11 protein-coding genes and 1 pseudogene are annotated in these 12,212 nt (G+C 41.1%); 6 read left to right on the top strand and 6 right to left on the bottom strand.

Features of this window, described 5'->3' with window-relative positions:
* Positions 1-124: 124 nt before the first annotated feature.
* The 5 genes and pseudogenes from QM450_RS07350 to QM450_RS07330 all read left to right on the top strand — a co-directional run.
* A pseudogene (locus QM450_RS07350) lies at positions 125-736 on the top strand (site-specific integrase); the annotation flags it as partial.
* Between the two features lie 171 nt (positions 737-907).
* A complete protein-coding gene (locus QM450_RS07345) occupies positions 908-1,852 on the top strand; it encodes a magnesium transporter CorA family protein (protein WP_223140287.1) in 945 nt (314 codons plus the stop codon).
* 12 nt (positions 1,853-1,864) lie between these two features.
* On the top strand, positions 1,865-2,539 hold the full coding sequence (locus QM450_RS07340) for a DUF1129 domain-containing protein (RefSeq protein ID WP_006146142.1): 675 nt from the start codon (positions 1,865-1,867) through the stop codon (positions 2,537-2,539).
* A gap of 199 nt (positions 2,540-2,738) precedes the next feature.
* Positions 2,739-3,002 (top strand): SemiSWEET family transporter, encoded by a 264-nt coding sequence (locus tag QM450_RS07335; protein WP_004250486.1) that lies wholly within the window; start codon positions 2,739-2,741, stop codon positions 3,000-3,002.
* Between the two features lie 153 nt (positions 3,003-3,155).
* Positions 3,156-4,193, top strand: coding sequence for a S66 family peptidase (locus QM450_RS07330; RefSeq protein ID WP_414320147.1), 1,038 nt, complete (start codon positions 3,156-3,158; stop codon positions 4,191-4,193).
* A gap of 45 nt (positions 4,194-4,238) precedes the next feature.
* Here the strand turns inward: QM450_RS07330 and QM450_RS07325 are convergent, their stop codons facing one another.
* From QM450_RS07325 to mutL, 4 genes are read right to left on the bottom strand one after another with little or no spacing between them, the layout of a single operon-like run.
* Complete coding sequence (locus tag QM450_RS07325) at positions 4,239-4,913, bottom strand: lysostaphin resistance A-like protein (protein ID WP_414320146.1); 675 nt, start codon at positions 4,911-4,913, stop codon at positions 4,239-4,241.
* The gene (locus QM450_RS07320; protein WP_414320145.1) at positions 4,910-5,473 is read right to left on the bottom strand and encodes a DNA-3-methyladenine glycosylase I; all 564 of its coding nucleotides are present in this window, start codon (positions 5,471-5,473) and stop codon (positions 4,910-4,912) included. The genes QM450_RS07325 and QM450_RS07320 overlap by 4 nt, the downstream gene beginning before the upstream one ends.
* A gap of 9 nt (positions 5,474-5,482) precedes the next feature.
* The gene (gene ruvA / locus QM450_RS07315; RefSeq protein ID WP_414320144.1) at positions 5,483-6,076 is read right to left on the bottom strand and encodes a Holliday junction branch migration protein RuvA; all 594 of its coding nucleotides are present in this window, start codon (positions 6,074-6,076) and stop codon (positions 5,483-5,485) included.
* Between the two features lie 15 nt (positions 6,077-6,091).
* Positions 6,092-8,041 (bottom strand): DNA mismatch repair endonuclease MutL, encoded by a 1,950-nt coding sequence (mutL, locus tag QM450_RS07310; protein ID WP_414320143.1) that lies wholly within the window; start codon positions 8,039-8,041, stop codon positions 6,092-6,094.
* Between the two features lie 335 nt (positions 8,042-8,376).
* Here mutL and tyrS point away from each other — a divergent pair, with 335 nt between their 5' ends.
* Positions 8,377-9,633 carry a tyrosine--tRNA ligase gene (gene tyrS, locus QM450_RS07305; RefSeq protein ID WP_000546884.1) on the top strand — a complete coding sequence of 419 codons (1,257 nt, stop codon included), beginning with the start codon at positions 8,377-8,379 and terminating at the stop codon, positions 9,631-9,633.
* 76 nt (positions 9,634-9,709) lie between these two features.
* On the opposite strand, the gene QM450_RS07300 is transcribed toward tyrS, so the two are convergent.
* On the bottom strand, positions 9,710-11,773 hold the full coding sequence (locus tag QM450_RS07300) for a heavy metal translocating P-type ATPase (RefSeq protein ID WP_414320142.1): 2,064 nt from the start codon (positions 11,771-11,773) through the stop codon (positions 9,710-9,712).
* 1 nt (position 11,774) lies between these two features.
* Positions 11,775-12,053, bottom strand: a complete 279-nt coding sequence (locus QM450_RS07295) for a DUF6110 family protein (RefSeq protein WP_000910903.1) — start codon at positions 12,051-12,053, stop codon at positions 11,775-11,777.
* Between the last annotated feature and the right edge of the window lie 159 nt (positions 12,054-12,212).

The following is a 12,212-nucleotide window of genomic DNA, read 5'->3' as shown; positions in this document are numbered from 1 at the left end:
GCTCCTTGAAGCTTTGACCTTGCTTTCTAAGTTCATAGATCTGAACTTTATCATCATAAGTTAATTTCATAATAAAAATACCCCAAAAGTTAGTTTTTTTCTGTCTAACTTTTGGGGTGCAGTTCAAAATCCAGAATTAAAAAAGTTTCTTGTTTATCTCGATAATTTAGATAGCGATAGATATCGTTATTACTATGAGGCAACGCTCTATAAGTTCCTATTGGCTACTGGTTGTCGCATCAATGAAGCTTTAGCCCTTTCCTGGTCTGATATTGACTTAGACGGTGCCATTGTACACATCACCAAAACACTAAATCGGGATCTAGAAATCAATAGCCCAAAATCTAAGGCTAGTTATCGGGATATAGATATAGATCAAGCGACTGTTAGCATGCTGAAGCAGTACAAACTACGCCAAACTAAAGAGGCCTGGAAGATAGGACAACGTGAAAGCGTGGTATTCTCTGATTTCATTCATGAATATCCTTGCAGTTCAAAACTTAAAAGAAGATTGCTAACACATTTTAAGCGTGCTGATGTTCCTAACATTGGCTTTCACGGATTCCGTCATACTCACGCTAGTTTATTGCTTAACTCTGGCATTTCTTACAAGGAACTTCAGCACCGTTTAGGTCATTCTACTTTATCCATGACTATGGACATTTATAGCCACCTCTCAAAAGAGAACGCAAAAAAAGCAGTCTCATTCTACGAAACTGCACTAAAAGCACTATAAGGGGAGCAAAAAGGGGAGCAAATTAAAAAAGCAACATTTCAAGACAAAACGAAAAGCCAATAACAACGGTATTTTTGTAAGATTTTATTTGAAAAAAGCCGATTTTGTAGTATAATAGTACGGTGTCAAAAATCACTTAAACACAGAATAGATTAGGAAAGGATAGGAGATATGAAACAAGTCTTTCTCTCAACAACAACTGAATTTAAAGAGATTGATACGCTCCAGCCGGGCACTTGGATCAATCTCGTCAATCCTACCCAGAGCGAATCGATGGAAATTGCTTCTGCTTTTGATATTGATATCGCTGACCTCCGTGCACCACTCGATGCCGAAGAAATGTCTCGTATTACCATTGAAGATGAATACACTCTGATCATCGTAGACGTCCCAATCACAGAGGAAAGAAATAACCAGACCTACTACGTGACTATTCCCTTGGGGATTATCATCACAGAAGAGGCTATCATTACTACTTGCTTAGAGCCTCTACCACTTCTAGATGTCTTTATCAATCGGAGACTTCGAAATTTCTATACCTTTATGCGTTCGCGCTTTATCTTTCAAATCCTCTACCGCAATGCGGAGATTTACCTAACCGCCCTCCGTTCAATCGAACGTAAGAGTGAGCAGATTGAGAGTCAACTTCACAAGTCTACTCGAAATGAAGAATTGATTGAACTCATGGAGTTGGAAAAGACCATCGTCTACTTCAAGGCCTCTCTTAAGACAAACGAGCGCGTGATTAAAAAATTGACCAGTGCGACTAGCAATATCAAGAAATACCTTGAGGATGAAGACTTACTGGAAGACACCTTGATTGAAACGCAACAGGCCATCGAGATGGCGGATATCTATGGAAACGTCCTTCACTCTATGACAGAGACCTTTGCCTCTATCATTTCAAACAACCAGAACAATATCATGAAAACCTTGGCCCTCGTGACCATCGTTATGTCTGTGCCGACCATGATTTTCTCAGCCTACGGAATGAACTTTAAGGATAATGAAATTCCTTTAAACGGAGAACCGCATGCTTTCTGGCTCATCGTCTTTATCGCCTTTGCTATGAGTGTTTCTCTCACTCTTTACCTCATCCATAAAAAATGGTTCTAAACAGGAGTTATTATGTCACAGATTGATTTAAAAGAATTAACCAAGAAAAACCAAGAATTTATCCACATTGCAACCCAACAATTTCTCAAGGACGGAAAAACCGACGCTGAAATCAAGGCCATCCTTGAAGAAGTCATTCCTCATATCCTTGAAGAACAACCAAAAGGTGTAACTGCTCGTTCAATTTACGGAGCACCAACTCACTGGGCTCACAGCTTTAGCGAAAAAGAGCAATACGAGAAAGAACATCCAAAGGAAAACGACGATCCAAAATTGATGATGTTGGATTCAGCCCTTTTCATTACAGGACTGTTTGCAGTAGTTAGTGCCTTGATGAGCTTCTTCTCAAACCAACCAGTGGCTTACGGTTTGGTAACACTCATCAGTGTAGGGGCCTTCGGAGGAGTTGCCTTCTACCTTCTCTACCACTTCATCTACCGCTACTACGGACCAGATACTGACCGTAGCCAACGCCCTCCATTCTGGAAATCACTTTTGGTCATGCTAGCAACCATGTTTGCATGGGTCTTCATCCTCTTCTTGAGTAATTTCCTTCCACAAGCCATCAACATTAGTCTCCCACCACTTGTTTTGTTGGTGATTGGAGGAGCTCTCCTTGCCCTACGTTTCTACCTCAAAAAACGTTTCAACATCAAGAGTGCAAGTGCAGGACCTGCTAGATATTAAGATAAACAATAAAAGTAGTGTGTTTTGTAGACAGACTACTTTTTTGTAGTTCCAAATCATTTTTTGATTCTCCAAAGAAAAGTAGCCACATTTTCTAATAACATTCTAATGTAAAGTCTTCCCTTAGAATCCCAAGGTTTTACCCTTGAATCCAAGCTGTTTTTCTGTTATACTAATAAAGCAATAAGGAGAAATATATATGACTAAACAGAGAATTAATCAAATTGTCGGTTCAATTGGTGCCTTTATCGGGATTATTGTATTTATAGCCTACATCCCCCAAATTTTTGCCAATTTACAAGGGAACAAAGCTCAACCATTCCAACCTTTATCAGCAGCTGTTTCTTGCTTAATCTGGGTCATTTATGGATGGACAAAAGAGCCTAAGAAAGACTGGATTCTAATCATTCCAAACTCGGCTGGGGTTATCCTTGGCGGACTGACCTTCCTTACTGCTCTATAAGAATGCAACTACTATAAAAAATGCAACCACATCGAGCGGTTGCTTTTTTGCTTACTTTTGTGATCTAAAAGCCTTTTTCTGATTCTAATTCTTGTTGTTTCCCCTCTTCTTTTGTGATACAATAGCATCAATTTATTTCTAGGAGGATGAGATATGATTTCTACTATTGGTATTGTTAGTTTGTCTAGTGGCATTATCGGAGAAGACTTTGTCAAACACGAAGTGGACTTGGGTATTCAACGTCTCAAGGATCTAGGACTCAATCCTATCTTTTTACCCCATTCGCTAAAAGGCTTAGATTTTATCAAAGAACATCCTGAAGCACGTGCAGAGGATTTGATTCAGGCCTTTTCTGATGATAGTATCGACATGATCCTATGCGCCATTGGTGGAGACGATACCTATCGCTTACTACCTTATCTTTTTGAAAATGACCAACTACAAAAGGTTATCAAACAAAAAATTTTTCTTGGCTTCTCGGATACGACCATGAACCATCTCATGTTGCATAAACTAGGAATTAAGACTTTTTACGGCCAATCATTTTTAGCAGACATTTGTGAGTTAGACAAAGAAATGTTGCCATATAGCCTCCACTACTTCAAAGAATTGATTGAAACGGGAAGAATCTCGGAAATCCGCCCTAGTGACGTTTGGTATGAGGAAAGAACTGACTTCAGTCCCAAGGCACTGGGAACTCCTCGTGTCAGCCATGCAAATACTGGTTTTGAGTTGTTACAAGGCACTGCTCAGTTTGAGGGAGAAATCCTTGGCGGTTGCCTCGAATCCCTCTACGATATCTTTGACAACTCTCTACACGCAGACAGCACAGACCTCTGCCAAAAATACAAACTTTTCCCTGACTTATCCGACTGGAAAGGAAAGATTCTATTGCTAGAAACAAGTGAAGAAAAGTCTGAACCTGATGATTTCAAAAAAATGTTGCAGGCTTTAAAAGAAACTGGGATATTTGAAGTCATCAGTGGACTCTTGGTCGGAAAACCTATGGATGAAACTTTCTATGACGACTATAAAGAGGCACTATTGGATATCATTGACAGCAATACCCCGATTGTCTATAATCTAAACGTTGGCCATGCCACACCAAGAGCAATTGTTCCCTTTGGAGTTCACGCGTATGTAGACGCAACGGAGCAAGTCATTCGCTTTGACTATAACAAAGAAAGCTGAGATGAATTTCTCAGCTTTTTCTCATTATCATTACTGGCATTTTCATCACATACTACTGATAGCTAAAATGATCAAGGAAAGGCTGTTGCTTAACATATGAACAAGTAGGGGATAGTAAATATTCTCCTTTTCTTTCACATAAATAATTGAAAAGGCAAGGCCCCCACCTAGGTAACCGACTGCACCGATCCACTCTGATAAAGACAAACTGTGCATATGAGTAAGCGCAAAGGCAAGGCCGACCAAAAAGACACTCAGCCAAGTTGGTAGATTTTTCCTCAAATATCTCAATAAAATTTGACGGAAAAAGAGCTCTTCCACTAAAGGTCCGATGATACAGGCGAAAACGGCTATCAGTAATGGTTGCTCTTGAAAGGTGCTTTGAATATTCGACTGGTTTAGACCTTGTCCATATAGTCCCAAAAACCGTCTCAACATCTCTGATACAAAGCCAAAGACAACAGTCATCAGAATGAGAAAGAGCCAGCCTGTTAAGACACCAAAGAAGAATTTTCTTTTAGTTTTTCTAATCTCATTCCATTGTTGGATTAATCTATCCTTGAACAAGAAAGAGCCGTATAGTGCTAATACTACATAGACTAGATAATTTGCAATGGTAGATGGCATCAAGGAAGCCAATAATTTAACGCCATCAAACACAAAAAGAATTGTATAGAGGAGCCCAAAAATCAGAATTCCCTTATTTTTGTCAGACATCATTTAAGATCCTTCCATTCACAATTATTCTCGTGGTCGTCAACCAGACCTGCAGCTTGTAAAAATGACAATACGGCGACTGGGCCTGTGAACTTGAAACTACGTTTTTTGAGATCTTTGGCTAACTTCTCAGACAGAGGTGTTTTAGCTGGGGCTTGGCGGTAATCGGGAACATCGTTAACGATCGTTTTCCCCTCAACAAAAGACCAAAGATAGGCATCAAAAGAGCCGTACTCTGCCTGTAGTCGTAGAAAGGCTTGGGCATTAGCGCGTGTAGCAAAAATCTTGGCTCTATTTCGGATGATGGCTGGATTCTCCAGCAAGTCTTCCAATTCGGTATCGGTCATCTCTGCAACTGCTTGAATTTGATAGCCATGAAAGGCTTCTCGGAAAGCTTGGCGTTTGTTAAGTACCGTTTCCCAAGACAGGCCTGCCTGATAAGTTTCCATGCACAACAACTCAAACAATGCTTGGTCATCATGGAGGGGTTGCCCCCACTCCTCATCATGATAGGCGATGTAGAGCGGATTGGTCATCTTGACCCACGAACAACGTTTTGTCATACTCTGCTCCTATTTGACCAACATTTTAAGGGCCGACTTGATATAGTTCTCAGCTGTATCTGTCGTTCCTTCAAAGAATTTCTTGATTTTCTTGAGCTCGGTTGCCTTGTAACCCAAGGCCAACATAGCTTCCATGGCTTCTTCCAATTCTTGGTTGTCTCTGCTAGATGGAACTGTAGCCTTAGCAGGGAGATCGTCTCCTGCCACAACCACCTTGCCTTCCAAGTCCAGCACCATCTGCTGGGCTGTTTTCTTACCGATTTTAGGGAATTTAGTCAAGTAGGTGATATTCTTGGTCTCAATAGCTTGTACAAGCCCTGCATTGTCATCAGCCGCGATAATAGCAAGAGCAGAAACAGGACCAATACCCGACACCGAAATCAAACTAAGAAAGAGCTTTTTCTCATCTTCCGAGCGAAAGCCGTAAAGTAGATGAGCATCTTCACGAACGACTTGATGCACATAGATCTGCGCTTCTTGGTTAACTTGTCCTGAGTAAGCATAGGGATTGGCCACATGCAGGATATAACCGATACCATTTGCCTCAAGGACGATATATTTAGCAGTAATTTTGGTAATAATACCCTTTAGATATTCGTACATAGTTTTCCTTTAAATCTAGTATTTTCCTAGTTCTCGTAGACTCGTGTGATTTTCCTGAATGCGACGGAACATCTTTTCCATGTCTGACTTGGTAAAGTGCACCAAAACAGGACGTCCGTGTGGACAGTTGTAGGGGTTATCACATTGGGAGAGTTGGTATAGAAGTTGTCTAGCCGAGTGGTCATCAATACGGTGGTTAGCCTTGATGGACCGTTTGCAGGACATCATAATGGCTAATTCAGCTCGGTATTTCTTGATAGAAACTTCCTTGGTCAAGAGGAGCATATCACACATCTCATAGATTCCAGACTCGATTTCCTCCTCTGCCATCCAAATAGGATGTTCGCGTAGGATAAATTGATTCTCTCCGTACTCTGCTAGAAAGACGCCTACTTCCTCTAAAAGAGACATTCTTTCCTTGAGACGAAGGGCATCATCCGCAGGAAATTCAAAGATGTAGGGCACTAGGAGTTGCTGCTGGCTCTGGTCAACATTGCCAATACTTTCACGGTACTCCTCATACTTGACCCGTTCCTGAGCAGCGTGCTGGTCTATGATGTAAAGGCCATCTCGACCTTGTGCAAAGAGATAGGTCCCGTGCATTTGTCCGAAAAATTCCAACTCTGGGAAGCTAGATGATTCTTCTCGCTCTAGCTTGTCATAAGCCTTATCAAGACTAGCCATATCCAACTCTGGATGGTCCAGTTGATCGTAGCTGGCAGGCTTTCGCTCTGCAAAATGCAGTTTGGCTGGCTTGGTCAGCTGATCCAAGGTTTCCTTGGCGAACAGGTTCAAATCCTGTCTTTCTTCAGTCAAATTCACCTGATGGTCTGCCACCTCAGCTTGAGTCGGTCTTGCTAGCCCCGTTTTTTCATAGTAGAGGGTATTTTCTCTCAGTGGCAAAGTCGTTTGCTCCACCTTTTCACGATTTCTAACCGCAGATTTGGCTAGATTTTCCAAGGCATCTGGAATCAAAGTCTGTTCCTTGAGACTCTTTGCAATTGCTTCTGAAACCAGCGCCATCAGCTCTCTTTCCTTAGAAATTCGCACCTCTTGCTTGGTCGGGTGCACATTGACATCTGCCAGATATGGATCAATATGGATATGAATAACAGCCAGCGGAAAACGCCCCACCATGAGCTTGCTACCGTATCCATCTAAAATAGCACGATTGAGCAGGAAGTTCTTGATATAACGGCCATTGATAAAAAGGCTGATATAGTTACGATTAGCCCGTGTCAATTCCGGCAATGAGACAAAGCCTGAAATTTCAAAATCTAGGTCAGCATTCTCAATTTCAACCATCTTTTTGGCACTGGCTAAACCATAAATTCCAGCAATGGCTTGGCGCAGTTGACCCGTACCAGCTGTTCGTGTCATTTCCTTGCCATCACTAATCAAACTAAAGGAAATCTCAGGATGGGCCAACCCAAGACGGTTAACAATATCGATGATATGAGACAACTCTGCTTGCTGGCTCTTCATATACTTGAGACGGGCAGGCGTGTTGAAAAAGAGGTCCTCCACACAAACCTTGGTTCCCACAGGACTGGTCGCTGGAATGACTTCTTCAACTTCTCCCCCACGAGCGACCAGCTTGGTCCCATGACTGGCACCTTCAACCGCAGTCAAAAGAGTCAGAACACTGACAGATGCGATAGAAGGCAGGGCTTCACCACGAAAACCAAGTGTCCGAATCCGAAAGAGGTCTGCTTGATTTTTTATCTTACTGGTCGCATGACGACGCAGGGCCAATTCCACCTCATCGTGGGCAATTCCATGACCATTATCTGTGATTTGAATCTTCTTGAGACCAGCTTCCTCAATCTCAATGATAATCTGACTAGAACCCGCGTCAATGGCATTTTCAACTAGCTCCTTAACCACACTAGCAGGGCGTTCGATAACTTCTCCTGCCGCGATTTGATTGGCCAAAACTTCTGGCAATTCAATAATATGAGACATTTTCCAGCCCCTTTCTCAACTATTTTTATCTATTTCTCTGAAAATAATACTCTTCAAAAATCAAATTCAAACCACGTCAGTCTCGCCTTGCCGTATATGTGTTACTGACTTCGTCAGTTCTATCCACAACCTCAAAACGGTGTTTTGAGCAGCCTTCGGCTAGCTTCCTAGTTTGCTCTTTGATTTTCATTGAGTATAAGCTAGTGCTATTATACCATATTTCACTCGTTTCCAAAAAAGTCCGAGTAGCAACTTTCTTCCCGATTTTACTAGGTTATTTGCCAAGTTTGTGGTAAAATAGGTAGACACAATATTTTATAAAGGAGAAAAGACACATGCACATTTTTGATGAGCTAAAAGAGCGTGGTTTGATTTTTCAAACGACTGATGAAGAAGCTTTGCGTAAAGCCCTAGAAGAAGGTCAAGTTTCTTATTATACTGGCTACGATCCAACTGCTGACAGCCTTCACCTAGGCCACCTTGTCGCTATCTTGACAAGTCGTCGTTTGCAGTTAGCAGGTCACAAACCTTATGCGCTCGTTGGCGGTGCTACAGGTCTCATCGGAGATCCGTCCTTCAAAGATGCTGAACGTAGTCTCCAAACAAAAGACACAGTAGATGGCTGGGTCAAGTCTATCCAAGGACAACTTTCTCGTTTTCTTGACTTTGAAAATGGTGAAAACAAGGCTGTCATGGTCAACAACTACGACTGGTTTGGCAGCATCAGCTTCATTGACTTCCTCCGTGATATCGGAAAATACTTCACTGTCAACTACATGATGAGTAAGGAGTCTGTGAAAAAACGGATTGAAACAGGAATTTCATACACTGAGTTTGCCTACCAAATCATGCAAGGGTACGACTTCTTCGTCCTTAACCAAGACCATAACGTAACGCTTCAAATCGGTGGTTCTGACCAGTGGGGAAATATGACAGCTGGTACTGAATTGCTTCGTCGTAAGGCTGACAAGACAGGCCACGTTATCACTGTTCCACTGATCACAGATGCAACTGGTAAGAAATTTGGTAAATCAGAAGGAAACGCAGTCTGGCTCAATCCTGAAAAGACTTCTCCATACGAAATGTACCAATTCTGGATGAACGTTATGGACGCTGACGCTGTTCGCTTCTTGAAAATCTTTACTTTCTTGTCACTTGATGAGATTGAAGACATCCGTAAACAATTTGAAGCAGCGCCACACGAACGCTTGGCTCAAAAAGTCTTGGCTCGTGAAGTCGTTACACTTGTTCACGGAGAAGAAGCCTACAAAGAAGCTCTTAACATCACTGAGCAACTCTTTGCAGGAAACATCAAAAACCTTTCTGTCAAAGAGCTAAAACAAGGACTTCGTGGTGTGCCAAACTACCAAGTTCAAGCAGATGAAAACCACAATATCGTGGAACTGCTCGTCTCATCTGGTGTAGTTAACTCAAAACGCCAAGCCCGTGAAGACGTCCAAAACGGAGCTATCTACGTCAACGGCGACCGCATCCAAGACCTTGACTATGTCTTGAGTGACGCAGATAAGTTAGAAAACGAACTGACTGTTATCCGTCGTGGGAAGAAAAAATACTTTGTATTGACTTACTAAACTGTTCAACATTGATCTATAAATAAAGGAGTTAACCTCGAGAAAGGTAACTCCTTTTTGTTGTTGATAAGCACATCTATCTAGGCTTAATAGACAGACTACGTAGGACTATGCGCAAGGTTGTTAGATTATGTAGGATAGAGAGGTTTGAAGGACTGAGCCAATTAAACAAGCCAAAGCCAATCAAACTACTATTTACGACAACGGTATCTTGAATATTCTTCTTGATGAGTGTTTGCAAAGATGATGATAGCCAATCCAACTCTTGGAAGAAATCCAAGCGATTATCTAACAATAAGATATCGCTCATCTGCTTAGAAATGTCTGCACTCTCATTCATCACCACACCGATATCTGATAGGGTTAGAGCCGCTGAGTCATTCAACCCATCCCCAACCATCAAAATAGTGTGACCTGCTTTCTGCAGTTCCTCTACTAACTCAAATTTTCCATCAGGTTTCAAGTCTGTATAGACCTGATCAAAGGGCAAATCTTTGACTAATTCCTCTGTCCTAACCAAGGTGTCCCCTGTTGCCAGAATCAATTTTTTCCCTTGTGCCTTAAGTTTCTCCAAGGCTGCTTTTGCTTCTTTTCTCAAAGGAGTATGAATGCAGAACATTCCAATCAATTCATTCTGATAAGCCAAGAATAAGAGATTGTAGTGACTCTTGTACTCTTCAATTAAAGCATTTTGTTCTGAACTGATATGAATCTGTTCATCCTGCATCAAGACATAATTCCCAATAAGAACTGGTTGCCCATCTATATGAGATTTAATCCCCTTGCTTGCGATATATTGGAGTTTCCCATGCATTTCCTCATGTTCAATTCCCTCTATCTCAGCTTGCTTGACGATAGCATTAGCAATAGGATGATAAATGTGTTCCTCAAGACAGGCACTGATTCTGAGAATATCTTCCTCACTATAGTCCCCAAAAGGTAACACCTTTTCAACTATAGGATAACTAGTTGTAATTGTTCCCGTCTTATCAAACAAGAAAGTATCAACTTCCAGATATTTCTCCAGAACATCCCCATCCTTAATCACCATTTCACGGTTCAACCCCTCCTTGATAGCTGTTAAATAAGCTACAGGAGTAGAAATTTTCAAAGCGCAGGAGAAATCGACCAATAGGAAAGAAATAGCCTTAGAAAAAGAACCTGTCAATAGGTAAGTCAGCCCAGCCCCCAAGAAATTATATTTGACGACCTTGTCCGCCATCTTGATGAAATAGCGTTGTTTCGTTTTCTTGTTTTCTTCAGATTTTTTCATCAACTCAATCAGTTGTAAAATCCGGCTGTTCATCTGATTATCGGTTACACGAATGCGTAACTCTCCAGTTTCTAATACTGTATTTGCACAAACCAAATCAGACTCTCTTTTTTCAACTGGAAAACTCTCTCCCGTCAAGGAACTTTCGTTGACCATACCTAAACCTGAAACTACTTGTCCATCAAATAGAATTTCATTTCCTTGAGATAAGACCAAGACATCTCCTATTTGAACATCGGAACTCTTGATACTAACAACCGTATCGCCCTGTACTAAGAATACATCGCTCTCTTTTGCAAGAAGACTCTGTTCTAAATCTGTTGCAGTTTTTTTCAAGGACCACTGATCTAAATGATTCCCCAAATCAAGCATAAACATGATATTGCTAGCTGTCTTGGATTGGCTCATAAACAAGGACAATAAAATCGCCGAACAGTCCAAGACCTCCATCGTTAGTTCCTTACGCGCTAGTGTTTGATAGGCTTCTCTGATATAACCCAAAGCCTGATAACAAGTCCATATATAGCGAATAGGATACGGCACAAAACTACGAAAAATCATACGCTTAATCGCTGCACCTGAAACAATAGAATAAGCACTCTCTTCTCTACGAATGGGAAGAGTCATCAACTCAGAAACTTTCCCTTTATCAATTCTTTTTAAAAAGGCTTCTGCATTATCTAATACAGAAAAACCTTCTTTTATACGTAGAGTAAAGTGCTGTTGATCCATGTAAAACTGGATAGACTCAATCCCCTTTTCATCTCTCGCCAAGGAACGAAGATAGTCTTGAATATCCAAGGTGAGTGAAAAAGAAGATGATAGTCGGATATGTTGGTATCCTCTATGTAGCACTTTAAAAGACATATTATTCACCTATAAGGCTATCTAATTGCTCTTCTTTTTTCTCTTGCTCGTACAAATATTTGGCATCTTGCAAGACATCGTCTCCATGTTGCTTCACAACAGAAACAGATGCATCTAGCTCGTCTTTCAACTTGTAAGCCTTAGCCAAAGCTTTAGAATAACCTTTTTTAGCTTCCTTACTTGCCAAGATCTTCAAACCAAGGGTACCAAATGCGACACCACCCAAAAAGAGTGATGATTTTTTCGCAACTTTTGCGACGCTTAATACTTCTTTTAACATACTTATTTCCTCCTTATCATTATTATATAGCAATTTAGATATAAAAGCAATTTTATTTTATAAATTGGAGAATTATACTCAATGAAAATCAAAGAGCAAACTAGGAAACTAGCCGCAGGCTGTACTTGAGTACGGCAAGGCGACGTTGACGTGGTTTGA

The sequence above is a fragment of the Streptococcus infantis genome, assembly GCF_047464615.1.
Classification (GTDB): Bacteria; Bacillota; Bacilli; order Lactobacillales; family Streptococcaceae; genus Streptococcus; species Streptococcus infantis_Y.
This window is presented reverse-complemented; position numbering and strand designations above follow the sequence as displayed.